This window comes from Oceanibacterium hippocampi (assembly GCF_900172325.1).
Taxonomy (GTDB): Bacteria; Pseudomonadota; Alphaproteobacteria; order Sneathiellales; family Sneathiellaceae; genus Oceanibacterium; species Oceanibacterium hippocampi.
Genome location: NZ_FWFR01000001.1, coordinates 102,137 through 125,080, shown reverse-complemented (window position 1 = coordinate 125,080; position 22,944 = coordinate 102,137). Strand labels below are relative to the sequence as shown.

Below are 22,944 nucleotides of genomic sequence, written 5' to 3'. Positions count from 1 at the left end.
AGGAAATCAAGTTAGGCGGGAGGTTCTCGTGCTGATCGGAGTGCCGAAGGAAATCAAGACCCACGAATACCGGATCGGGATGACGCCATCGGCGGTCCGGGAGGCGGTTCACAACGGTCACAAGGTCCTGGTCCAGAAGGACGGCGCCGCGAGGATCGGTTTCGACGACGAGAACTACCGGGCGGCGGGTGCCGAGATCATCGACACGGCGGAGGAGATTTTCGCCCGTGCCGAGATGATCGTGAAGGTCAAGGAACCGCAGGCCAACGAATGGAAGATGCTCCGCGAGGGGCAGCTTCTGTTCACCTATCTCCATCTCGCCCCGGATCCGGAACAGGCGCGCGGCCTGATGGAATCCGGTTGCGTCGCCATTGCCTACGAGACCGTCACCGACGATCGCGGCGGGCTGCCGTTGCTGGCGCCGATGTCCGAAGTTGCCGGCCGGATGGCGATCCAGGCCGGCGCGCACAGTCTCGAGATTACCCAGGGCGGGCGCGGCATGCTGCTCGGCGGTGTCCCGGGCGTCGCCGCCGCCGAAGTGGTGATCCTCGGCGGCGGGGTTGTCGGCACCAACGCCGCGCGTATGGCGATGGGGCTGGAAGCCAAGGTGACGGTGCTCGACAAGTCGCTGCGCCGGCTCAACGAACTCGACATGCAGTTCGGCCCGCAGCTCAACACGATCTTCGCGACGGTCGACGCGATCGAGGAATATGTCCGGACCGCAGATCTCGTCATCGGCGCGGTCCTCATCCCCGGCGCGGCTGCACCGAAACTCCTGCATCGGGACGATCTCGCGACGATGAAGCGTGGCGCGGTGCTCGTCGATGTGGCGATCGACCAGGGCGGCTGTTTCGAGACGTCGCGGCCCACGACCCATGCCGATCCCACCTACGTCATCGACGACGTGGTGCATTACTGCGTCGCCAACATGCCGGGCGGCGTCGCCCGGACCTCGACCCAGGCGCTCAACAACGCGACCCTGCCGTTCACGCTGAAACTCGCCAACAAGGGCTACCGGGCAGCCCTGGCGAGTGATCCGCATCTGCGTAACGGCCTCAATGTCGCCTTCGGCAAGCTCACCTACGAGGCGGTCGCGGGCGCCCTCGGCGAAACCTACGTCCCGCCGGAAGAGGCGCTCAGAAACGGCGGTTCGCAACGGGTCCCGTGATCTTTTATCCGGCGGCCCGGGCCCGATCGCGCGTCTGACGGCGTTTTAACGTCGACGCAGGACATGCGGTCTAGGATGATCGGAAAGCGCGATCCCCGTGCCGCCGCTGGAATGACCGCCATGCTCGTCGAGTTCGGCCGGAAGCAGGCCTGCGTTGCTCTCATCGCCGCCACCGGCATGTTCCTGCTTGCCGGCGCCGCCGATGCAGCCTCCTGCCGTAATGGCGAAGCGGACATCGATGTCCGGATCGACAACGAAGCCGTGAAGATCGATCACTCGCGCTCCGTGGCCGAGCTTTCCAATCGTGGCGGCGCCGCGCTCGGACCCGCGCTCGGCCTTACGGTCGCGACGCCCCGATCCGAGATTTCCAGCCGCTTCGAATGGCAGGAAGATGAAAAGACCGGCGATATCCATTGCCTGCGGACCACGGACGTGAAGGCGGCAATCGGGGCCGTCAACCGGATCGTCCATATCGCCCGGGAGTTTCCGCGCGGGAGCTGCGAATATCGCGAGATACTGCAGCATGAATACAAGCATGTCGCGACAGACGAGAGGCTGGTTCGCGACCTGGGACGGCGGCTGCGGGTCAGCCTTCGTGCGGCACTGAGCCGAAGTCGCCCGCCCGCCCGCCTGCGCGCGGCGGACAGCAAGGACGCGCTGGCGGCGATCCGGTCGACACTTCAGCGCGTGCTGGACGAGGCGTCCGACAGGCTTGCCGTCGAACGGCGCCGCAACCATGCCGAAATCGACACGCGCGCCGAGTACGAGCGCGTCGGCGCCGCTTGCGGCCGCGACAGCCTGTTCCGGAAGGTGGCCGGCTGAGCCATTCTGGGATCTTGACCGGCAATTTCTGCGAACAGTTCGCAATATCGCTTGACCCGCGCCGGTGGATCGTTGATGTTTCCATCCGCTATTCGGAAGCGTTCGCAATAGCTGGCGCGGGCCCGATGTTGCGTCCGCCGCGTCGCTGCGGATGTCGGAATGATGATGGAAGGCTGACAAACATGCACCATACGTTGCGTTCTCTCACGCTCGCCACCACCACGGCATTGCTTGCCGCAGGCAGTCTTGCCGCACCGGTCGCGGCGGCGGAGGTCAATCTCTATTCCTATCGCCAGGAAAGCCTGATCCGGCCGTTGCTCGATGACTTTCACGATCAGACCGGGATCGACGTCAACGTCGTCTATGCGCCGAAAGGCATGCTGGAACGGCTCAAGGCCGAGGGCATGAACAGCCCCGCCGACGCGATCCTGACGGTCGATATCTCGCGCCTCATGGCCCACAAGGTGGCCGGGCTGCTGCAGCCGGTGGAATCGGACATCCTGCGGGAGAACATTCCGGCCCAGTATCGGGATCCGGAGAACGAATGGTTCGGCCTCACCATCCGCAGCCGGGTGGTCTTCGCATCGCGCGACCGGGTCAAGCCGGAGGATCTCTCGACCTACGAGGACCTCGCCGACCCGAAATGGAAGGGGCGGCTCTGCATCCGCTCCTCGTCCAACGTCTATAACCAGTCGCTGCTTGCCGCGATGATCGTGCATCACGGTGTCGACGCGGCCCAGGCCTGGGCCGCCGGCATTGTCGCCAACATGGCCCGGCCGCCGCAGGGTGGCGACCGCGACCAGATCAAAGCCGTTGCCGCGGGCGAATGCGATATCGCTGTCGGCAATACCTACTACTACGGCGGGATGCAGGCGAGCGACAAGGCCGACGACCGCGAGGCCGCCGCCAAGGTCTTCATGTTCTGGCCGAACCAGGATGGCCGCGGCGCCCATGTGAATATCTCCGGCGCCGGCGTGACCCGGAGTGCCAAGCACAAGGAGGAGGCCGTCAAGTTGCTGGAGTATCTCACGAGCGAGCGCGCACAGCGGCTCTATGCCTCGAGCAACTACGAGTTCCCGATCCGCGCGGGCATCGAAGTGGATCCGGTCGTCGCGGCCTGGGGCACGTTCAAGGCCGATCCGGTCCCGCTTCACGAGGTCGCCGAGCAGCAGCCGGAAGCGCTCAAGATCTTCGACCGCGTCGACTGGCGTTGATGCGGTGAATGGGGGCGGGCAGGCTGACCTATCTTGCAGCCAGTCCCCGGTCAGCCTGCCCGCAACCCCCCGCCCACGGCCTTCGCGCCTTCGTCGAGTGCCGCCAGCGTTTCCGGTATGGCCTTCCCCATGTTGAGGAAACCGTGGATCTGCCCGGGAAAATGCCGATGCCGGACAGGGATGCCGGCGCCCGAAAGGGCTTCGGCATAAGCCTCGCCTTCATGATGCAGCGGATCGTAGCCCGCCGTCAGAACCCAGGCAGGCGGCAGTCCGGAGAAGTCGGCTGCAAGGATCGGTGACGCGTCCGGGTGGTCTGCCGCGCTCCGGTCGCCCAGGTAATGGCCGCTGAAATAGTCCATCAACGCTGCGGTCAGCAGATAGCCGTCGGCAAGCCGGCGATGGGATTCGCTCTGTGTCGCCAGGTCAGTGGCGGGATAGAGAAGCAGCTGGAAGGCGGGCCGGTGCGCTTCGTTCCGGGTCCGGAGCGCGGTCACGGCGGCGAGATTGCCGCCGGCGCTGTCGCCGCCGACGGCGATGCGGCCTGGATCGATCCCGAGCGTGGCGGCATGGCGGGCCGCCCAGCGGAAGGCAGCATGCGCATCGTCGACGGCGGCGGGAAACCGGTGCTCCGGCGCCAGCCGGTAATCGACCGAGAGGACGGCGATATCGCCCCGGATGGCGAGCTCCCGGCACAGGCTGTCGTGGCTTTCTATGGTTCCGATCACCCAGCCGCCGCCGTGGAAGTAGACCAGCAGCGGCAACCGCTCGCCGGCGTTTTCCGGGTGATAGAGGCGCGCCTTGAGCGGGCCGTCGGCGCCGTCGATCGCAATATCGCGGACCGAGGCGACCGGCCTGGGGTCGAGATCGAGAACCTTGACGGTCCGGTCGTACTGGGCGCGCGCCGCGACCGGATCGAGCCGGTCGAGCGACGGCCGCGGATTCGCCGCGACCAGGTCGAGGACCAGTTTCGCCGAGGCGTCGAGTGTCATTTCTTGCGGCCCTGAAGCTTCCTTTCGAGGAAATCGAGCCGATCCTGGCCCCAGAAGAGCTCGCCGTCGACCACGTAGGTGGGGGCACCGAACACGCCCTGATCGATGGCGTCCTGGGTGTCCGCCTCATAAGCCGCCGTCACGGTCTCGCCCTCGGCGGCGTTCATCAGTTCGGCGCTGCCGCCAATGGTGGCGTCGATGATGGCTGCGATCTCCGCCCGGTCCGAGATGTCGCGCTCCTCGATCCAGATCGCCTTGTGAAAGCCGAGCGCGAGCGCGAGCGGGTCCTTGCCGGCGATCCGTGCGGCGGTCACGGTCCGGGCGGCGAGATTCTCGTCGACCGGGAAATGGGCCGGGTGCAGGTTGATCGGAATGTCCAGGTAATCGCGCCAGCGCTTGAGTTCCTGAATGCGATAATCCTGCCGCTGCTTGGGCCGCTTGGCGAGTGGCAGGCCGCCGGAAACACCGAATACCTTGCCGATACTGGTCGCTTTGGCGACGATGTCGGCGCCATTTCTTCCGGCGATATCGCGAAGCCGCTGGCAGCCGAGAAAGCTCCAGGGCGACGACAGGGCGAAATAATAATCGATGATCATGACCGCTGAGAATCCTTCCAACTGTGGCATTCGGGCCGACACCGCGTGCAGGCGGTATCGTAGGACATCGACGGTCACGCGCAAGACCGGCCGCGCGGCGATGGCGAACTGTTGATGCGCGAGGATGGAAACAGCCTTGGTCCGCTGCCGGCCGCGATCTGGCAAGCGCTCCCGGTCGGCATCTGCCTGTGCGACGGTCAGGGCCGTCTCGTCGCATGGAATGCCCGGGCGGAACGCCTGTTCGGCGAGCATGCCCTGCGGCTGCGAATGACCCTCGTCCGTGCCGGCGAGACGCAACCGGTCCATATGGGAGCGGATGGCGCGCCGCTCCGTCTCACGCGGCTCGAGCCATCGGTCGACGGCCTGCCCGTCGCCTGGTTGGTCATGGGGACAGAATCGGAATCGGTCGACGCGACGCAGCTGCTGCTCACCGCCAATCACGATCTCCTCCAGCCGATGCAGGCGGCGCGAATGTTCCTGGGTGCGCTCGCCTTTCGCCTGTCGGGCCCGGAACGGGAGATCCTGGCAAAAAGCCAGGCGGCGCTGCGCCAGGCGGAGGAGCGGCTGGCAGACGTCGTCGCGATGGCCCGGCTCGAAAGCGGCATGCTTTCGTTCGAGATCGCGCCGGTCGATATCGGCGGGCTTCTGGCAAGCCTGGCCGATGCCGCGCGTGACTGGCCGAAGGTCCGGCCGTGCGAGATCCGTGTCGTCCCCGTTGCGCAATCGGTCAAGGCCGATGGAGCTGTGCTGGAGCGGATCGTTTCGCGGCTGCTGGACTGCGCGCTCACGGCGGCTGCCGGCCGGATCCTGCTCGGTGCGCGGCGAAACGGGGAACGACCGCGCATCGTGATCGCGTTCGATGTGGGCGACACGGGCCGGCTCGCGGCGCTTCGAGAGGGGCTGGCGGAGGCCGGGAACGGGGCCGGCGGTTCGGATCGGGCCGTCGATATCGCACCAGCATGGCGCCTGGCCCGGGCGATGGATTTCAGGATCGCGTTCGTCAGTCGCGGCGCGACGGCGGCCTACCTGCTCACCGCCGGGACGGCACTGGATGCCTCGACCGATGCCACTGCCATTCCCGAAGCGCCGCCATCGGCGGCAAGGACAGAGGGACAGGCCGGACGGGCACGGATCATCGGCCTCGCGGCGGCAGAGACGGAAACCTGCGCCGGGATCCTGCGCGGGCTAGGGTATTCGGTGCGGACGGCGTCCCGCGACGACGGGGGTGGAGGGGCAGGGGATCGGTGCGAACTGCTGGTCGGTGCGGCCGGAGCGCTCGGACTTGCCGGGGCGGAGACTGACACGATGACAGCGTATTCAGCGGAGATCGTCATCCCGGTATTCGACCATGACGACCTGGCGGGACAACGTCGCGCGATCGCGCAGGGTTATCCCGTCCTGAAATTCCCGCTTGCGGCGGGCAAGCTGCGAGCGCTCGTCCGTTACCTGCGTTCGCGCGGTATCCGACGGCAACCGGTCTGAATCAGCAGTATTCCTGGGCCCGGCTGGCGCGGCCGATGCCGAGCCGCTCGCCGCGCAGCACCGCCTGGGTCCGGTTGCGGACCTTCAGTGCCTTGAGGATCGCCGTGACATGCACCTTCACCGTGCCTTCCGCCAGTTCGAGGTCCTCGGCGATCTGGCGGTTCGACATACCCTCGCAAATCTTCCTGAAGACGTCCTGCTGGCGCGGGGTGAGCGGCAGCGTCACGGTCGCGGACCCGTTCGCCGCCTCTTTCGGCCTCGCCGGGGCCGGGGTGCCGGCAAGTACCGAGCGCAGCACGTCCCGGAGATGGGCGCCGCCGGCGCCCTTGATCACGACGGCCGCGACACCGGCCTGTTGCGCCGTGGCGATATGGCGGTCGAAGGCACTCAGCGTCACGACGACGATGTCGGTGGCCGGCGCCCGCGCGGTGAGGCGGCGCAGTCCCTCCGCCGGCGCCGCGCCGGGGATCAGCATGTCAATGATGATCAGGTCGAACGGTCCGGATTGATCGAGCGCCCGGTTTACCTCGCCGTAGCTGCGGGCTTCGGTGATCCGCGCCCGGATATTCGGCAGTCGGTTGACAAGCCGTGCCAGGCCTTTGCGGAACAGCACGTGATTGTCGGCGATCAGGACCCGCAGTTCGGTAGTCAATGGTTCGGCATATGTTTGCAGCACGGTTTGTCGACTCGCCTAGGGAACGTCGCTATCGGACACTCTGAGGTGGCACGGCATGACGCAGGAAGGGATGCCGACGTCGGTTTGGCGCTGCGTGCCGTAACGCAAATCGAACTCTCGGACACGAGTATGATCGAATAGTACGGGCGAGGTAACTGGTATCCGGTCATCAATTTGTAAAGTTTCGTAAACTTCCCGCTATCGTGAACCTTTGTGTCGGTTAAGAGCAACGATGCATTTGTCGCCACAGACCGGTTCTAGATTTCGCCATCGTTGTGGAGCAGCCGTTCGAGCAGGCGGGCGACGTCCGGCGGCTGGACGATCGCGGCCTTGATGAGGCGGTCGAAATGCTGGCTCAGCGCGCGGATGTGGTCGACCGTGTTGAACACGAAATACATGTCGCCGACATAGATGACGGCGCGCACCGGGCCGAAGATCGTCATCGGCACCGAATAACGCAGGCGCCCGTCGAACAGGAACCAGCGCAGCGCCGGGTAGAGCTCGTCCATGATCTCGATCATGCGCTCGACCTGGTGGCGTCGGGCGCCGGCGTCGAGCGCGCTCCAGATGCCTTCGCCGCGGACGAAGCCCTGCAGGCCCTGCAGCGAGCTGCAAATCTCCATCTCGCTTTCCGGCATGCGGCTGTAGGCGAGCCGGTCGCGGGTGAGCTGGACGGCCTGTTCCGGGCTCTGGGTCACGAACTCCTGGAACTCGTAGCGCGAGAGGTCCGGGGTCTTGAAGATATCCGGCAGATTGGCGGGCACGTAGCGGACCTTGTAGCCGACCGCCGAGCGGTACCATTCGCTGACCTTGATATCGACCGGCGACGCCGCGTAGGGCGCGATCTCGAGGCTCTCCTTCAGCATGTCGGCGCCGCGATGAATGTCCTGCGAAAGCCCGAGCAGCCAGTCGAGACTGACATTGAGGGCCATGGCGAGACCGGCGGCGCTGTCGGCGCGCGGCAGCCGGTCGTAATCGTTCGACAGCAGCTGCGACAGCGTCGACCGATCGATGGCCGCGTCACGGGCCAGCGCGCTCTGGCTCAGACCCGAACTCGCGAAGGCCTGGCGAAGGCGATGACGGAAGGTATCGACGGTTTCCCGGCGTTTCATGACGCTCCGCCTTTTGCTTCACGGAACGAAAATATACCGCATCTTGCGGTATAAACAAAACATCTGGTGATTTTCGTTAGCAAATGCGGCGTAAATGTCACATTCCCTCGTTGTTGATACAGCCTGCCTGCGCCTACCCTCATACGCGCTCAATGAGGGGCCGTATCAACGTCGAGGATCAAACAGATCATGTCTCGGGCGCCTATCGTCGCCCGCCCGTCCCTTCCGGACCGGCTGGCGCTGCCGACCTGGACGGTCATCGTCGCGATCTATGGCGGCTGGCTGCTGCTGGTCGCCGCCCATTCGCATCTTCCGATACCCTTGCTGGTCCTGCTCGGGGGCTGGTTCGTCTGCTGGCAGGGCAGCCTTCAGCACGAGACGGTGCATGGCCATCCGACCCGCTGGCGCTGGCTGAACACGGTCCTCGCGGCGCCGCCCTTGTCGCTCTGGATGCCCTATCCGGTCTATCGCGAGACTCATCTGGAGCATCACGCGACCGCGGCCCTGACCGATCCCGACCGCGATCCCGAAAGCGCCTTCGTCAGCGATGCCGCATGGCGCCGGCTGGGGCCGGCCGGCCGGGCGATCCTGTGGTCGAACCAGACGATCGTCGGCCGCCTGCTGCTCGGTCCGTGGCTGCACATTATCGCTCTCGCGCGGTCGGAGTATCGTCGCGCGCGGCGCGGCGAGGCCGGCCGGGTCGCGACGACCTGGATGATCCACGCCGCCGCGGTGGCCTGCCTGCTGATCCTGCTCGACCGCTTCGCCGGCATGTCGCCGTGGGTCTATATCCTCTGCTTTGCTTGGCCGGGCGCGTCGCTGACCGCGCTCCGGTCGTTCGCCGAGCATGCGCCCTATGTCCGGCAGGATGGTCGCACGGCCCTTGTCGAGACCTTCTGGCCGATGCGCCTGCTGTATCTCAACAATACCTATCACGCGGTGCATCATGCCAGGCCGGGACTGCCCTGGTACCGGCTGGGCGACGCCTATCGGGCCGAGCGGGAAGCCTATCTCGCGCTGAACGGCGGCTACGTCGTGCAGGGCTACGCGGCGCTGTTCCGCCATCATCTTCTGACGCCGCGCTTCCACCCCCGCCATGCCCTGGTTGGCGCCGCCGCCGATCCGGCGACGGTCAAGGTCTAGCCGGCCTGGGCGATCTCCTTCTTGCGGCGCGCGACGAAGGCGTCGAGCGCTTCGGTGATCGCCGGGTCGAGCGGCGGCGGTACATAGTCGGCGAGCAGGCTTTTCCAGACCCGGTTGGCGTGCTGCGCGGCATCGGGGCTTCCAGCCTCCTGCCAGGTTTCGAAGTTGCGCCAGTCGGAGATGATGGGCGGGTAGAACGCGGTTTCATAGCGGGCGAGGGTATGGGCGGTGCCGAAATAGTGGCCCCCGGGGCCGACGTCGCGCATGGCGTCGAGGCCGATCGTGTCGGCATCGACCTGCAGCGGCTGAAAGAGACGGCGCATCATCTGCAGCAGCTCGGCGTCGATGATCATCTTCTCGAAAGAGGCGCAGAGACCGCCCTCCAGCCAGCCGGCGCCATGCAGCAGCAGGTTGCAGCCGCCGAGGAGGGCCGACCAGGTCGACATCGAGGCCTCGTAGGCGGCCTGGGCGTCAGGGCCGTTGGCGGCGGTCGCGTTGGAAGAGCGGTAGGGCAGGCCGTAACGCCGGGCGAGCTGACCGCCGGCCAGCGCGGCATGGGCATATTCCGGCGTCCCGAAGGCCGGTGCGCCGCTCTTCATGTCGACATTCGAGGTGAAGCCGCCATACATCACCGGCGAACCCGGCGCGAATATCTGCTGGAAGGCGATGACGGCCAGCGCCTCGGCGTTCTGCTGCGTCAGCGCGCCGGCGATGGTTACCGGCGCCATCGCGCCCGCCAGCGTGAACGGAGTAACGATCACGCATTGACCGTTCTCGGCCATCTCCATCAGGCCGCGCAGCATCGGCCCGTCGACCCTGAGCGGCGAGGAGGTGTTGACGACGGTGAACAGGCTCGGCTCGCGGCGGAGCTGGTCGCGGTCGATGCCGCGGGCGAGGCAGACCATGGCAAGCGCGTCGGCGATCCGCTCGCGGCCCAGCGCATAGGCGTACCAGAGCTTGTCGGTCAGGGTGATGAAGTCGCGTCCGCAATCGAGATGGCGGGTCTCGGGCGGCACGTCGACCGGTTCGACCGGATAGCCGCCGACGCAATCGACGACGTTCAGCGACTGGGTCAGCCGCACCAGATTGCGGAAATCCTGCTGTGTGCCGGGGCGGCGGCCATTGTCGAGGTCGCTGGCGTTCGGCGGGCTGCCGACCGAGCAGAAGATGGTCCAGTTGTCGCCGACCCTGAGATTGTTTTCCGGATTACGGGCGTGGAAGGTGAAGGTCGACGGTGCCCTGGCGACGCTCTCCTCGATCAGGCCACGATCGAAGCGGACCCTACGGGTCGAGCGGTCGACATCGGCGCCGGCCCTGGCCAGGATATCGAGGGCGCCGTCGTCGAGGAACTCCATGCCGATCTCTTCGAGGACCTGCAGGCTCGCCAGGTGGATCATCTCGATCTGGTCGGCGGTCAGTATCTGGATCGGCGGGAAAGGGTTGCGCGCCTGCCCGCGGGCGACCTGGGGAATGGTGCCGACCTTGCGGGGGCCCCTGTGATCCCGTCGCGAGCGTTGTCTGGTCATGTCCCACCTGATCGTTTGCCGCCGCGCCGACCATCGGCCGAGGCCTGCATTCGAAGGTACGGGCGCAACGCTTCCGGGCACCTGTCGGACAGCGACATCGACTTGCGCGTTTCGGCAAAGCCGTCCGGGGCAAGCGCGTGTCGCTTTCAAGCGCGTCGGGCCCCGTCGCCCGGCGCTAACGTCCAATCATAGCGCCTGCATCCACTGGAGGAGTGAGCCCAGATGACCCTGACCGACCTGCCGAAAAGCACTACCTACGCCATTGTCGGCGCCGGCGTGCACGGGCTCAGCACCGCCCTTCACCTGGCGCGCGAACTGGCGGCGACCGGTCGCGGCTCCGGCGCCGATGTCGTCGTGCTCGACAAGACCGCACCGGGCGCCGGCGCCACCGGGATCGCCTGTGGTTGCGTCCGCAATTTCTACATGACTGAGCCGCTGCACGACATCCTGCGCCACTCGCTCGATGTCTGGATGGAGGACCCGGTCAATTACGCCTTCCAGCAGGTCGGCTACATCTCCTGCGGCGAGGGCAATCAGATCGACGATTACGGTCGAATCCATCGCCACCAGAACGATGTCGGCTATCCGTCCGATCTCTATGTCGGGGCCGAGGGCAAGGCCTTCCTGAAGGCGATCTGGCCGGATTTCGTGACCGACGGGATCGACGTCGTGCTGCACGAGAAGAAGTCGGGCTATGCCGGGACGCGGCAGTTCGTGCGCGGCCTGGTCGAGAAATGCGAAGCGGCCGGGGTGCGCATACTCTCGGGCGTCGAAGTGCTCGATTACGAGAGCGAGAACGGAACCGTGCGTTCGATCCTGACCGATCGCGGCCGCATGAAGGTCGACATGGTGATCCTCTCGGTCGGCGCCTGGGTCGGCAAGCACTGGTCGCTGCTCGGCAAGCCGGCGACGATCTCCTGCGGCTATGCGGACGGTCGCGCGGTCGAGAAGGACATGTGGACCTACTGGCGGCTGCTCGAGGGCGAGGTCTACGTTGACGAGCCCTATCGCACCGCGATCGACGGCGACCCCCCGGTCCTGCATGTCGAGATGATGAATACGCCGGTGGTCGATCCGGCGACCGGCAAGGAGATCCAGGACCATCTCTATGTCTACTGGAAAAACGGGGCCGAGCGGATGGACCGGCCGGGCGTGCAGGGCGGCACGATCCCGATCAGGATCGGGCCCGAGGCGATGATCGATCCCTACGGCCATGCCAACGACGAATACCAGGCCGACGACTGGTTCGCCGATTACATGTGTGCGGCGATGGGCCAGCTCATGGGCCGCTTCGAAGGCTGTCGGAAGAATTTCCGGGAGCGGCGGAACGGCGGCGTCGGCGCCTTCACGCCCGACAACGTACCGGTATTCGACTGGATCGCCCCGAATGTCTACATGACCGCCGATTCCAACCATGGCTTCAAGATGGCCGGCGTCGGCAAGCTGCTCGCGCGCGAACTGGTCCGCGGCGAGACGCCGGCGGCGCTCAAGCCCTTCGCCTTCACACGCTTCGCCGAAGGCCGTACCTTCGGCGCATCGAACAGCCACAGCCCCTGGGTCTGAGGGGCGGGTCGGGAAGGTCGGGCGCGATGGCCCTCTGGGACAGGATCTGGGTCAATGCCCGGCTCGCGACCATGCGGCCCGATCCGGCCTACGGCGCGGTCGAGGACGGTGCCGTCGCCGTCGCCGACGGCCGGATCGCCTTTGCCGGTCCTTCGGAAGCACTGCCCGATCGCCCCGAGGCGCTCGCCCGCGACGTCTTCGATGCGGATGGCTGCTGGATCACGCCCGGGCTGATCGACTGCCACACCCATATCGTTCATGGCGGCAATCGGGCGGTCGAGTTCGAGATGCGGCTCAATGGCGCGAGCTACGAGGAAATCGCCGCTGCCGGCGGCGGCATCGTCTCGACCGTCCGCGCGACCCGTGCGGCCGGCGAGATGGACCTGTTCCGCGCCGCGGAACGGCGACTCCGGCCGTTCCTCGCGGAAGGCGTGACCCATGTGGAGATCAAGTCCGGCTACGGCCTCGACCTCGAGACCGAGCGGCGCCAGCTTCGCGTGGCGCGCCAACTGGCCGAACACTTGCCCGTCGACGTCAGCACCAGCTATCTCGGCGCGCATGCCCTGCCGGCGGAATTCGCCGGCGATGCCGACGGCTATATCGACCATGTCTGCAGCACTGTCCTGCCGGCCATCGCCGGCGAGGGACTGGCCGACGCGGTCGACGGCTTCTGCGAGCGGATCGCCTTCTCGACCGGGCAGATCGCGCGCGTCTTCGAGACGGCGCAAGCGCTCGGACTGCCGGTCAAGCTGCATGCCGAGCAGCTTTCCAACCAGCACGGCGCCGCCATGGCCGCCGGCTTCGGCGCGCTCTCGGCCGACCACCTGGAATATCTGGACGAGGACGGCGCGCGCGCCATGGCCGCCGCCGGGACCGTCGCGGTACTTCTGCCGGGCGCCTACTATTTCCTCCGGGAAACCCGCCTGCCGCCGGTCGAGGATCTGCGCTGGCATGGTGTCCGCATTGCCATCGCCAGCGACTGCAATCCGGGTTCGGCGCCGGTAGGCTCGCTGCTGCTGATGCTGAACATGGCGTCGACCCTGTTCGGCCTGACGCCGGAGGAGGCGCTGGCCGGCGTCACGCGGGAGGCGGCCCGGGCCCTCGGCCTCGGCGACAGCCACGGCGTGCTGGAGCCGGGCCGGGTCGCCGACATGGCCTTCTGGGCGATCGAGCATCCGGCCGAACTGGCATACCGGATCGCTGCCAATCCCTGCCGGCGGGTCGTCAAGGCGGGCCGGATCGTTCTGGAGAGGGAGACGGCATGACGACCATAGCGCGTCGCGTAATACCCGGCGAGATGACGCTCGAGGACTGCCGCGCAATCCTGCGCGATGGCGCCGGGTTCGCCTTCGCGGACGGCTGGCGGAAGCCGGTCGAGGACAGCGCGCGCACGGTCGCGGACGTGATCGCTGGCGACCGCACGGTCTATGGCGTCAATACCGGTTTCGGCCTGCTCGCCAGCACCTCGATCCCGAAGGCGAAACTTCGCGAACTGCAACTCGGCCTCGTCCGGTCCCATGCCGCCGGGGTCGGGGCGCCGCTGCCGCGTCGGGTCGTCCGGCTCGTGCTGGCGCTGAAGGCGAACGCGCTGGCACGCGGCTTCTCCGGTGTCCGACCGGCGGTCGTCGAATTCCTCCTCGCCATGATCGACTGCGACGTGCTGCCCCATATCCCGGCCAAGGGGTCGGTCGGCGCGTCGGGCGATCTCGCCCCGCTCGCCCATCTGTCGCTGGTCATGATCGGCGAGGGCGCGGTCCTCGGCCCCGAAGGCGAGGCGCGGCCGGGAGCGGAGGCGCTTCGCGAGGCAGGGCTCTCGCCGCTGGCGCTGGAACCGAAGGAGGGGCTGGCGCTGCTCAACGGCACCCAGGTCTCGACCGCGCTGGCGCTCGACGCGCTGGTCCGGAGCGAGGCACTGTTCGTCGCCGCGCTGGTTGCCGGGGCGCTTTCGATCGACGCCATCAAGGGCAGCGACACGCCGTTCGACGAGCGCCTGCACGCGCTGCGCGGACAGCCGGGGCAGATCCGCGTCGCCGGGCTTTACCGGGCGCTGGTCCGACACAGCCGGATCCGCGACAGTCACCTGCTTTGCGACCGGGTCCAGGACCCCTATTCGATCCGTTGCCAGCCGCAGGTCATGGGCGCCTGCCTCGACCAGATCAACGCTGCCGCGGCGACCCTGGTGCGCGAGGCCAACGCGGTCTCCGACAACCCGATCGTCTTTTCCAACAGCGGCGACATCCTGTCCGGCGGGAACTTTCATGCCGAGCCGGTCGCCTTCTCTGCCGACGGTCTGGCGCTTGCCATCGCCGAAACCGGATCGTTGTCGGAGCGGCGCACGGCGCTTCTGATCGACCCGCACCTGAGCGGCCTGCCGCCCTTCCTGGTCGATGACGCGGGCCTGAAGTCGGGCTTCATGCTGGCCCAGGTCAGCGCCGCGGCGCTGGTCTCGGAGAACAAGGCGCTCGCCCACCCGGCCAGCGTCGATTCCCTGCCGACATCGGCCAACCAGGAAGACCATGTCTCGATGGCGACCTTCGCCGCCCGCCGGCTCGGTGACATGCTGGACAACGCGGTCGCCGTGATCGCGATCGAATTGCTGGCGGCGGCGCAGGGTGTCGAGTTTCACCGCCCGCTGGAAAGCTCGGCTCCGCTCGAGGCGGCGATCGCCCGGATCCGCGAACGGGTGCCCCGCTACCTGGAGGACCGCAGCTTCGCCCCCGATATCGCCACCGTCGCCGCGATGATCGAGGCGGATGCCTTCGCCGACCTGGTACCGGGCGGCTTCGCGCTCGCGCCGTGAAGGCCTAGCTGCCGATCAGGCCGCGCAGATGGCGGAATTGCTGGACGGCGAAGGAATCGGTCATGCCCGACACGTAATCGACGATGCCGCGCAGCCAGAGATAGCGGTTGTCGAGCGGCATCTGCTCGTCGGGAAAGAGCTCGGTCAGCACCCGCGCTCTCGGCGACATCCGGGTCCCGCCGGCGGCTTCCCGTTCCTTTTCCAGGAAGGCGCGGGTGAAGGCGTCGAGGATGGTGGTCAGGATCTCCGAGCCGCTGACCTCGACCTGGAGCCGTTCGGGATGGGTGAACAGCTTCTCGCCGGTGACTCGGAAGATTTCGTCGAGTGCCGCGGCGCTCTGGATATGGCCGAGCAGTTCGCCCTTGAAACGGCCCTCGACGATTGCCGCCTCGTTGTCGTTGAAGACCTCGACGACCTGCCGGATCAGCGCCCCGATCGACTTGGCGCGGAGATAGCCGATCCGGTCCGAGGCACCGTCGATCTCCCGGTAGCGGCTCGGCACCCGGCCGAGCAGCGCAAGGAGCAGGGTCTCGCTCTCCTCGAAGGATATCCGACCAAGCTTCAGGCCGTCCTCCAGATCGACGATGCGGTAGCAGATGTCGTCCGCCGCCTCGACCAGGTAGCAGAGCGGATGACGGGACCAGTAGTCGCGGCCGTGCGCGATCAGGCCGACCGCCTCGGCGACGGCGGCGAACTCCTCACGCTCGGAGGCGAAGAAGCCGAATTTCTTGGCCCCGGCGTCGCCGGCGTTCCCGGGGGCGGCGACCGAGCCGCGGGGATATTTCGCGAAGGTGGCGAGCGTCGCGTTGGTGAGCCTGAGGCCGCCCTTGCCACGCCAGTTCTGCAGCTTGCTGACGATCCGGAAGCCCTGGGCATTGCCCTCGAAATGGGCGAAGTCGGCCCGTTCGACGTCGCTGAGATTGCGCGCCAGCTCGTCGGCCAGCGGACCGTTCACGAACCAGTCGCCGATCACCTCCTCGCCGAAATGGCCGAACGGCGGATTGCCGATATCGTGCGTCAGGCAGGCCGCCGAGACGATATGGCCGAACTCGGCCGGGGCGTAGTCGCCATCCAGCTGGTGCCGCTGGATGATCGTCTGGCCGACCCCGGCCCCGAGCGAGCGGCCGACCGACGCCGCTTCCATGGAATGGGTAAGGCGGGTCCGCACATAGTCTGTGGGCGGCAACGAATGGACCTGGGTCTTGTCCTGCATGCGCCGGAACGCCGAGGAGAAGACGACCCGGTCGAAATCCTTGTGGAACGGGCTGCGATGGGAGAGCACCGGCTCGGGCTCGTCCTGGCCGAAACGCTGTGCCGAAAGAAGTTTTTTCCAGTCCATCATGATTGCCGCCACGTTAGGGAGGCCGCTAGTCTCTGACAAGCCGCTTGACCTGGAGGAACCATGATCTTCGCCGCTCCGCCGCAAGAAAAAGGGCCGCCGGACTTCGCGCCGCTCCGGCGCGCCTACAGGATGGACGAGACGGCGGCGGTCGAGGCGCTGCTTGCCGAATGGTCGCTGGACGCCCGGACGGGTGCGGCGATCGAGGATCGCGCCCGCAAGCTGGTCAAGGCGGTCCGCCGCGGCCGCCGCGGCACCGGCGGGCTGGATGCCTTCCTGCACGAGTACGAGCTTTCGAGCCGCGAGGGGATCGTCCTCATGTGTCTCGCCGAGGCGCTGTTGCGAATTCCCGACGCCGGCACGATGGATGACCTGATCCGCGACAAGATCGGGCCGGCAAACTGGGAAAGCCATCTCGGACAGTCCAGTTCGGCCTTCGTCAACGCGTCGACCTGGGGGCTGATGTTCTCGGGCCGCCTGCTCGGCAGCGGCGACGTCGAGCCGTCCGGCCTCCGTCGCTCCTTCCGGGGCCTGATGCGGCGCGGCGGCGAGCCGTTCATCCGCGAGGCGATGCGCCAGGCGATGCGGATCATGGGCAAGCAGTTCGTCATGGGCCGCGATATCGGCGAGGCAATCGAGCGCGCCGAGGAATGGGAGGCGCGCGGCTACCGCTATTCATACGATATGCTGGGCGAGGCGGCGCGGACCCGGGAGGATGCGGCCCGCTACTTCAAGGCCTACGAGGACGCGATCGAGGCGATCGGTTCCGCCGCAAGGGGGGCGACGGTGATGGAGCGCGCCGGGATCTCGGTCAAGCTGTCCGCCCTCGATCCACGCTACGAGGAGGCGCAGCGCGCCGATTGCGTTGCCCGTATCGTGCCCCAGGTTCGCAGTCTCGCCCTCGCCGCGAAGGACCATAACATCGGGTTGACCATCGACGCGGAGGAGGCGGACCGGCTTGAGCTGCAGCTCGAGATCCTGAAGCACGTCTATCTCGATCCGGCGCTCGACGGCTGGGACGGCCTCGGCCTCGCTCTCCAGGCCTACCAGAAACGGGCCCCTCACGCCGTCGACTGGCTTGCCGAGCTTGCCCGCACCGGCGGCCGGCGGATCATGGTGCGGCTGGTCAAGGGCGCCTACTGGGACAGCGAGATCAAGCGGAGCCAGGAAGCGGGTTTCCCGGGCTATCCGGTATTCACCCGCAAGGCCTCGACAGACCTTTCCTACCTCGTCTGCGCGCGGGCGCTGCTCGCCCGCCGGGACCGCTTCCACTGCCAGTTCGCGACCCACAATGCGCACAGCGTCGCCGCCATCCTCGCTTTCGCCGGCGATGACAAGGGTGGCTTCGAATTCCAGCGCCTGCACGGCATGGGCGTGCCGCTCTACGAGGAGATCGTGCCGGAAGGCACGCTCGGCATCCCGTGCCGGGTCTATGCGCCGGTCGGGCGGCACGAGGATCTGCTCGCCTACCTAGTCCGCCGATTGCTGGAGAACGGCGCTAATACCTCCTTCGTCAACCGGATCGTCGACGACAAGGCGCCGATCGAGGAGATCATCGCCGATCCGACGGCGCGGGTCGCGAAGCTTACCCGGAAGCCCCACCCGGGGATCCCGCTGCCGGTCGATCTCTACGGGGCGGAGCGGAAGAACTCGACCGGGATCGACTTTTCCGACCCCAGCGTCACGGCGGCGCTGGCGCCTGAAATGGAGCGCTTTGCCAAGCGCGGCTGGAAGGCGGCGCCGTCGCTCGCGGCTGGCAAGCGCGGCGGCAAGGCAGCCGAGATACGCGACCCGTCCGACAACCGGCGCGTCGTCGGCGAGGTCGTCGAGGCCGATGCGGCGATCGCCGGCCGCGCGGCCGACGCGGCGGCCGGGGCGGCCCCGGACTGGAATGCCGTCGGGGGGGCGAAACGGGCGGCGATTCTCGAGCGCCTTGCCGACCTGCTCGAGGGCCGGCGGGCCGAACTCATGGCGCTTCTCGTCCGGGAAGCGGGCAAGACCCTGCCCGACGCCATCTCGGAAGTGCGCGAGGCGGCCGATTTCTGCCGATACTACGCGGCCGGTGCGCGCCGGGATTTCGTCGCCCCGGTCGCCCTGCCAGGCCCGACGGGAGAGCGGAACGAGATCGCGCTCGCCGGGCGCGGTGTCTTCCTCTGCATCAGTCCGTGGAATTTCCCGCTCGCGATCTTTACCGGCCAGGTGGCCGCGGCGCTTGCCGCCGGCAACGCGGTGCTCGCCAAGCCGGCCGAGCAAACGCCGTTGATCGCCGCCCGCGCCGTCGCGCTGGCGCACGAGGCGGGCGTGCCGGCCGAGGTGTTGCAGCTCCTGCCTGGCCCGGGACCGGAGATTGGCAATGCCCTGCTTGCCCATCCGGCGCTGGCCGGGGTCGCCTTCACCGGCTCGACCGAGACGGCGAAGCTGATCAACCGGCGGCTCGCCGACCGGCCGGGCGCGATCCTGCCGCTGATCGCCGAGACCGGCGGCCAGAACGCGATGCTGGTCGATTCCTCGGCGCTCGCCGAACAGGTCATCCCGGATGTCGTCTCCTCGGCCTTCGGCAGCGCCGGCCAGCGCTGCTCGGCCTTGCGGGTGCTGTTCGTGCAGGACGATGTCGCCGACCGCCTGATCCGCATGCTGGAGGGGGCGATGGCCGAGCTGAAGGTCGGCGATCCCGGCCTGCTGGAAACCGATATCGGCCCGGTGATCGACAGGGAGGCGCTCGGTATCCTTGAGGCCCATGCCAGGCGCATAGCGGAGTCCGCGCGCGAGATCGGCCGGGTTCGGCTCGGCGCCGATTGCGGACACGGCACCTTTTTCGCGCCGCGCGCCTTCGAGATCGAGGGGATCGGCGTGCTGGAGCGCGAGGTCTTCGGCCCGGTCCTGCATGTGGTGCGCTTCGAGATCGAGCGTCTCGACGCGGTTCTCGACGCGATCAACGGCACCGGCTATGGCCTGACACTTGGCGTTCATACCCGGATCGACGAGCGCGCCGAACATATCTGCCGGCGACTCCGGGTCGGCAATGCCTATGTCAACCGCAACATGGTCGGCGCTGTCGTCGGCGTTCAGCCGTTTGGCGGCGAGGGGTTGAGCGGGACCGGTCCGAAGGCCGGCGGGCCGCATTATCTGCACCGTTTCGCGACCGAGCGCACGCTGTCGGTCAATATCACCGCGACCGGAGGCAATGCGGGCCTTCTGTCGCTGGAAGAACAGGACTTGTGACGTCGCTGGCGCGGCTTCGGCAATCCTGCTACGGGGAATCGGGGGCCGGCGCGATCGGTGCCGGCGAAACAGGACGACATCGTCGAGGGAGTTAAAGGGATGGCGAACGCACTCAATCCGTTCAAGGACGCGATCAAGGCCGGGCGGCCGCAAATCGGGATGTGGCTCAGCCTGGTGAGCCCCGTCGCCACCGCCGTGGTGCGCGACGCTGGCCTCGACTGGCTGCTCGTCGATACCGAACATGCGCAGAACGATCCGATGGAGGCGCTGCTGCACTACCAGATCCTGCATGGCGGCCCGTCGACGGCGGTCACCCGCGTCGCCTGGAACGACCCGATCCTGATCAAGCGGTTGATGGATGTCGGTTACTCGACCTTGCTGGTGCCCTACGTGCAGAATGCCGAGGAGGCGAAGGCGGCCGTCGCCGCGACCCGCTTCCCGCCGAAGGGCAATCGCGGCGTCCTACTTGCCAACGGCGCCAACGCCTATGGCCGCGACCCGGATTTCCTCGCCAACATGGAGGCGCGGAACTGCGTCCTCGTGCAGCTCGAAAGCGCCGAGGCGGTCAAGAACCTGGAGGCGATCGCCGCTGTCGATGGCGTCGATGGGGTCTTCATCGGCCCGTCCGACCTGTCGGCCAATCTCGGCTATATCAACCGCCACAATGACGAGGCGGTGCAGTCGGTGATCGCCGATGTCGCGGCGCGGGCGAAGAAGATCGGCATACCGGCCGGCATCATGGCGTACAGCCTTGCCGAGGCACGCCGCTATCTCGATCTCGGCTTCGTCTTCGTGTCGGTCTCGTCCGAGCTCTCGGCGCTCCGGAACGCCGTCGACAATGTCGTGAAGGAACTGAAGGGCTGAGCCTTCAGGCGCCCGCCACCGCGGCAATCGGCGTCGCCGCGGCGACCGTCATCAGCCAGTCCCGGAAACGGCGGATCTTCTCCCGATCCGCTGTTTCCGCCGGCGCCACCACGTAATAGCCGGCCTCGACCGGCAGGTTGACGTCGAAGGGCTCGACCAGGCGGCCGGCGACCAGGTCATCCTCGACGAAGCGCCGCCGGGCGATGGCGACCCCGACGCCGTCGATTGCCGCCTGGATCGCCGACAGCGCGAGATCGGTGGTGATGCGGTGACTCGGCGGGAAGTCGAGGCCGACCGCGGTCAGCCAGAGCTGCCAGTCGTCCGGTGCGGTCGAGGTATGGATCAGCGTATGACGCTCCAGATCCGCCGGACGGTCGAGCGGGATCGGTCCGGCGAGAAGTGCCGGGCTGCAGACCGGCAGGACCTCGTCGTTCATCAGCAGATCGGCACGCAGTCCCGGCCAGTCGCCGTGGCCGTAACGGATCGCCACGTCGACTTCGTCACGTCCGAAATCGACCAGCGCCAGCGAGGTCGTGACCCGGACGTCGATGTCCGGCGCGATGGCCTGGAAGCCGCCCAGCTTCGGGACCAGCCACTTCGCGGCGAGCGAGGTGAGCGTCGAGACCGTGAGCGTGTTCGGCCGCATGTCCTGCCCGAGCCGCGCGGTCGCGTGCCGCAGGCCGTCGAATGCCGCCCGGACCGCCGGCAGGTAGAGATTGCCTTCGGCCGTCAGCTGGAGCGAACGGCCGCCACGATCGAACAGGCGGAGCCCCAGTTCCGCCTCGAGCCGGCGAATCTGGTGACTGACCGCCGTCTGGGTCACGTTGAGCTCGCGCGCGGCGGCGGTGAAACTCATGTGGCGGGCGACGCATTCGAAAGTACGAAGCCCGTTCAGCGAAGGCAGGCGGTTCAGCATCGGGCATGGCCTCATGACATGATGTCATGTGTGCCTGAGAATATATCGTTGGTATAGGTTCAGGTGAACTCATAAATCTCGCCTCAAGAGATCAGTCTCTGGAGAGAGATCATGAGCACCACTACCCTTCACGAGCCGAGACGCGCCGGCTTCATGGACATGTTCCGTGCCGCCGGCCGGGAAATCGCCCTTTGGCGCAAGCGGTCGCGGGCACGCGCCGAACTGGCGCGCTGGAGCGAACGCGACCTGCACGATGTCGGCCGGTCGATCTCGGATGCGGTTTACGAGATCAACAAGCCGTTCTGGCGCGAGTGAGAGGGCGACAACCGCTCAGTACGACTTCGGCAGGCCAAGCTGCTTCTCGGCGATGTGACACAGGATCAGCTGCGGGCTGACCGGCGCGAGCCGGCAGATCATGACCTCGCGCATCAGCCGCTCGACGTGGAATTCCTTGGCATAGCCCATGCCGCCATGGGTCATGACGGCCTGGGTGCAGGTCTTGAAGCCCGCTTCCGCGCCGAGATATTTCGCGGTATTGGCCTCAGCCCCGCAGGGCTTGCCGCGGTCGTAGAGCGCGGCGCCGTGGCGCACCATCAGCCAGGCGGCCTCCAGTTCCATCCAGCATTCGGCGAGCGGGTGCTGGATCGACTGGTTCTGCCCGATCGGGCGCCCGAAGACGACTCGCTCGCGAGCATATTGCGCGGCCCGGGCAAGCGCGTTGCGGCCGATGCCGATGGCCTCCGCGCCGATCAGGATGCGCTCCGGATTGAGGCTGTGCAGGATATACTGGAAGCCCTTGCCCTCCTCGCCGATCCGGTCTTCGAGCGGAACCCGCAGGCCGTCGATGAAGAGCGCGTTCGAATCGACCGCCTTCCGCCCCATCTTGCCGATTTCCCGGACCTCGACCTGCGCGCGATCGAGGTCGGTATAGAACAGGCTCAGGCCATCGGTCGGGCGGGCGCATTGCTCGCGTGGCGTGGTCCGGGCGAGCAGCATGATCTTGTCGGCTTCCTGCGCCGTCGACGTCCACATCTTGCGACCGTGGATGATATAGCCATTGCCGTCCCGCTCGGCCCGCGTGGTGATCGCCGTGGTGTTGAGGCCGGCGTCGGGCTCTGTCACGCCGAAGCAGGTCTTGACCGCGCCGCGGATCAGGTCGGGCAGCCAGCGCTGGCGCTGTTCCTCGTCGCCGAAAACGACGATCGGATGCGGCCCGAAGATGTTGATGTGGATCGCCGAGGCCGCCGACATGGCGCCTGACGAGCGCGCCACCTCGTGCATCATCAGGGCGGCCTCGGTGACCCCGAGGCCGGCGCCGCCGTATTCCTCGGGCATGGCGATGCCGAGCCAGCCGGCATCGGCCATTGCCTTGTGAAAGTCTTCCGGGAAGCCGCCCTCGCTGTCGCGTTTCAGCCAGTAGGCATCGTCGAAACGGCCGCAGAGCTGCGCCACGGCATCGACGATCGCGTTCTGCTCCTCGGTGAGGTCCTCCATCACGGCCACACTACTCCA

At 67.2% G+C, this 22,944-nt stretch carries 19 protein-coding genes; 11 read left to right on the top strand and 8 right to left on the bottom strand.

What is annotated here, in order from left to right; genetic code table 11:
- Positions 1-28: 28 nt before the first annotated feature.
- From ald to OCH7691_RS00510, 3 genes are all read left to right on the top strand, one after another.
- Positions 29-1,168: an alanine dehydrogenase gene (ald, locus tag OCH7691_RS00520; protein WP_085881480.1), complete on the top strand. Its 1,140-nt coding sequence runs from the start codon at positions 29-31 to the stop codon at positions 1,166-1,168.
- A 75-nt stretch (positions 1,169-1,243) separates the two neighbouring features.
- On the top strand, positions 1,244-1,990 hold the full coding sequence (locus OCH7691_RS00515; protein ID WP_139839467.1) for a hypothetical protein: 747 nt from the start codon (positions 1,244-1,246) through the stop codon (positions 1,988-1,990).
- A 182-nt stretch (positions 1,991-2,172) separates the two neighbouring features.
- The gene (locus OCH7691_RS00510; RefSeq protein WP_085881478.1) at positions 2,173-3,204 is read left to right on the top strand and encodes a Fe(3+) ABC transporter substrate-binding protein; all 1,032 of its coding nucleotides are present in this window, start codon (positions 2,173-2,175) and stop codon (positions 3,202-3,204) included.
- 50 nt (positions 3,205-3,254) lie between these two features.
- Here the strand turns inward: OCH7691_RS00510 and lipP1 are convergent, their stop codons facing one another.
- Both lipP1 and OCH7691_RS00500 read right to left on the bottom strand, forming a co-directional pair.
- On the bottom strand, positions 3,255-4,193 hold the full coding sequence (lipP1, locus tag OCH7691_RS00505) for a LipP1 family hormone-sensitive lipase (protein WP_085881477.1): 939 nt from the start codon (positions 4,191-4,193) through the stop codon (positions 3,255-3,257).
- Positions 4,190-4,789 carry a 2-hydroxychromene-2-carboxylate isomerase gene (locus tag OCH7691_RS00500; protein WP_085881476.1) on the bottom strand — a complete coding sequence of 200 codons (600 nt, stop codon included), beginning with the start codon at positions 4,787-4,789 and terminating at the stop codon, positions 4,190-4,192. The genes lipP1 and OCH7691_RS00500 overlap by 4 nt, the downstream gene beginning before the upstream one ends.
- Before the next feature lie 114 nt (positions 4,790-4,903).
- On the opposite strand from OCH7691_RS00500, the gene OCH7691_RS00495 reads away from it, so the two are divergent.
- A complete protein-coding gene (locus tag OCH7691_RS00495) occupies positions 4,904-6,271 on the top strand; it encodes a PAS domain-containing sensor histidine kinase (protein ID WP_085881475.1) in 1,368 nt (455 codons plus the stop codon).
- 1 nt (position 6,272) lies between these two features.
- On the opposite strand, the gene OCH7691_RS00490 is transcribed toward OCH7691_RS00495, so the two are convergent.
- A complete protein-coding gene (locus OCH7691_RS00490) occupies positions 6,273-6,947 on the bottom strand; it encodes a LuxR C-terminal-related transcriptional regulator (protein WP_085881474.1) in 675 nt (224 codons plus the stop codon).
- Positions 6,948-7,204: 257 nt separating this feature from the next.
- Positions 7,205-8,059: a helix-turn-helix domain-containing protein gene (locus OCH7691_RS00485; RefSeq protein WP_085881473.1), complete on the bottom strand. Its 855-nt coding sequence runs from the start codon at positions 8,057-8,059 to the stop codon at positions 7,205-7,207.
- A gap of 189 nt (positions 8,060-8,248) precedes the next feature.
- On the opposite strand from OCH7691_RS00485, the gene OCH7691_RS00480 reads away from it, so the two are divergent.
- On the top strand, positions 8,249-9,202 hold the full coding sequence (locus OCH7691_RS00480) for a fatty acid desaturase (protein WP_085881472.1): 954 nt from the start codon (positions 8,249-8,251) through the stop codon (positions 9,200-9,202).
- On the opposite strand, the gene OCH7691_RS00475 is transcribed toward OCH7691_RS00480, so the two are convergent.
- Positions 9,199-10,728 carry a trimethylamine methyltransferase family protein gene (locus tag OCH7691_RS00475; RefSeq protein WP_085881471.1) on the bottom strand — a complete coding sequence of 510 codons (1,530 nt, stop codon included), beginning with the start codon at positions 10,726-10,728 and terminating at the stop codon, positions 9,199-9,201. The genes OCH7691_RS00480 and OCH7691_RS00475 overlap by 4 nt on opposite strands.
- 222 nt (positions 10,729-10,950) lie before the next feature.
- On the opposite strand from OCH7691_RS00475, the gene OCH7691_RS00470 reads away from it, so the two are divergent.
- The 3 genes from OCH7691_RS00470 to hutH are packed head-to-tail and all read left to right on the top strand — an operon-like array spanning position 10,951 to position 15,091.
- Complete coding sequence (locus OCH7691_RS00470; protein ID WP_085881470.1) at positions 10,951-12,291, top strand: NAD(P)/FAD-dependent oxidoreductase; 1,341 nt, start codon at positions 10,951-10,953, stop codon at positions 12,289-12,291.
- 26 nt (positions 12,292-12,317) lie between these two features.
- Entirely contained in the window at positions 12,318-13,556 is a 1,239-nt protein-coding gene (gene hutI / locus OCH7691_RS00465; protein ID WP_085881469.1) for an imidazolonepropionase, read from the top strand.
- Positions 13,553-15,091, top strand: coding sequence for a histidine ammonia-lyase (gene hutH, locus OCH7691_RS00460; protein ID WP_085881468.1), 1,539 nt, complete (start codon positions 13,553-13,555; stop codon positions 15,089-15,091). Before hutI ends, hutH begins: the two co-directional genes overlap by 4 nt.
- 4 nt (positions 15,092-15,095) lie before the next feature.
- Here the strand turns inward: hutH and OCH7691_RS00455 are convergent, their stop codons facing one another.
- Positions 15,096-16,433 (bottom strand): deoxyguanosinetriphosphate triphosphohydrolase, encoded by a 1,338-nt coding sequence (locus OCH7691_RS00455; RefSeq protein WP_085881467.1) that lies wholly within the window; start codon positions 16,431-16,433, stop codon positions 15,096-15,098.
- A gap of 60 nt (positions 16,434-16,493) precedes the next feature.
- On the opposite strand from OCH7691_RS00455, the gene putA reads away from it, so the two are divergent.
- Together putA and OCH7691_RS00445 are read left to right on the top strand one after the other, a co-directional pair.
- Positions 16,494-19,652, top strand: coding sequence for a bifunctional proline dehydrogenase/L-glutamate gamma-semialdehyde dehydrogenase PutA (putA, locus tag OCH7691_RS00450; RefSeq protein WP_085881466.1), 3,159 nt, complete (start codon positions 16,494-16,496; stop codon positions 19,650-19,652).
- Positions 19,653-19,751: 99 nt separating this feature from the next.
- Positions 19,752-20,516 carry an HpcH/HpaI aldolase family protein gene (locus OCH7691_RS00445; protein WP_085881465.1) on the top strand — a complete coding sequence of 255 codons (765 nt, stop codon included), beginning with the start codon at positions 19,752-19,754 and terminating at the stop codon, positions 20,514-20,516.
- A 4-nt stretch (positions 20,517-20,520) separates the two neighbouring features.
- Here OCH7691_RS00445 and OCH7691_RS00440 read toward each other — a convergent pair whose 3' ends face one another.
- On the bottom strand, positions 20,521-21,432 hold the full coding sequence (locus OCH7691_RS00440) for a transcriptional regulator GcvA (RefSeq protein WP_085881464.1): 912 nt from the start codon (positions 21,430-21,432) through the stop codon (positions 20,521-20,523).
- A gap of 111 nt (positions 21,433-21,543) precedes the next feature.
- Here OCH7691_RS00440 and OCH7691_RS00435 point away from each other — a divergent pair, with 111 nt between their 5' ends.
- Positions 21,544-21,747: a DUF1127 domain-containing protein gene (locus tag OCH7691_RS00435; RefSeq protein WP_085881463.1), complete on the top strand. Its 204-nt coding sequence runs from the start codon at positions 21,544-21,546 to the stop codon at positions 21,745-21,747.
- Between the two features lie 15 nt (positions 21,748-21,762).
- Here the strand turns inward: OCH7691_RS00435 and OCH7691_RS00430 are convergent, their stop codons facing one another.
- Entirely contained in the window at positions 21,763-22,926 is a 1,164-nt protein-coding gene (locus OCH7691_RS00430) for an acyl-CoA dehydrogenase family protein (RefSeq protein ID WP_085881462.1), read from the bottom strand.
- Between the last annotated feature and the right edge of the window lie 18 nt (positions 22,927-22,944).

Excerpts from the sequence above, each read along its gene's own strand:
- OCH7691_RS00515 (WP_139839467.1), top strand. The coding sequence starts at position 1,244 with ATGATCGGAAAGCGCGATCCCCGTGCCGCCGCTGGAATGACCGCCATG.
- OCH7691_RS00495 (WP_085881475.1), top strand. The coding sequence starts at position 4,904 with ATGCGCGAGGATGGAAACAGCCTTGGTCCGCTGCCGGCCGCGATCTGG.
- OCH7691_RS00470 (WP_085881470.1), top strand. The coding sequence starts at position 10,951 with ATGACCCTGACCGACCTGCCGAAAAGCACTACCTACGCCATTGTCGGC.
- hutI (WP_085881469.1), top strand. The coding sequence starts at position 12,318 with ATGGCCCTCTGGGACAGGATCTGGGTCAATGCCCGGCTCGCGACCATG.
- OCH7691_RS00440 (WP_085881464.1), bottom strand. The coding sequence starts at position 21,432 with ATGCTGAACCGCCTGCCTTCGCTGAACGGGCTTCGTACTTTCGAATGC.
- OCH7691_RS00485 (WP_085881473.1), bottom strand. The coding sequence starts at position 8,059 with ATGAAACGCCGGGAAACCGTCGATACCTTCCGTCATCGCCTTCGCCAG.
- OCH7691_RS00480 (WP_085881472.1), top strand. The coding sequence starts at position 8,249 with ATGTCTCGGGCGCCTATCGTCGCCCGCCCGTCCCTTCCGGACCGGCTG.
- lipP1 (WP_085881477.1), bottom strand. The coding sequence starts at position 4,193 with ATGACACTCGACGCCTCGGCGAAACTGGTCCTCGACCTGGTCGCGGCG.
- hutH (WP_085881468.1), top strand. The coding sequence starts at position 13,553 with ATGACGACCATAGCGCGTCGCGTAATACCCGGCGAGATGACGCTCGAG.
- OCH7691_RS00430 (WP_085881462.1), bottom strand. The coding sequence starts at position 22,926 with ATGGAGGACCTCACCGAGGAGCAGAACGCGATCGTCGATGCCGTGGCG.
- putA (WP_085881466.1), top strand. The coding sequence starts at position 16,494 with ATGATCTTCGCCGCTCCGCCGCAAGAAAAAGGGCCGCCGGACTTCGCG.
- OCH7691_RS00500 (WP_085881476.1), bottom strand. The coding sequence starts at position 4,789 with ATGATCATCGATTATTATTTCGCCCTGTCGTCGCCCTGGAGCTTTCTC.
- OCH7691_RS00510 (WP_085881478.1), top strand. The coding sequence starts at position 2,173 with ATGCACCATACGTTGCGTTCTCTCACGCTCGCCACCACCACGGCATTG.
- OCH7691_RS00455 (WP_085881467.1), bottom strand. The coding sequence starts at position 16,433 with ATGATGGACTGGAAAAAACTTCTTTCGGCACAGCGTTTCGGCCAGGAC.
- OCH7691_RS00445 (WP_085881465.1), top strand. The coding sequence starts at position 19,752 with ATGGCGAACGCACTCAATCCGTTCAAGGACGCGATCAAGGCCGGGCGG.
- OCH7691_RS00435 (WP_085881463.1), top strand. The coding sequence starts at position 21,544 with ATGAGCACCACTACCCTTCACGAGCCGAGACGCGCCGGCTTCATGGAC.
- OCH7691_RS00475 (WP_085881471.1), bottom strand. The coding sequence starts at position 10,728 with ATGACCAGACAACGCTCGCGACGGGATCACAGGGGCCCCCGCAAGGTC.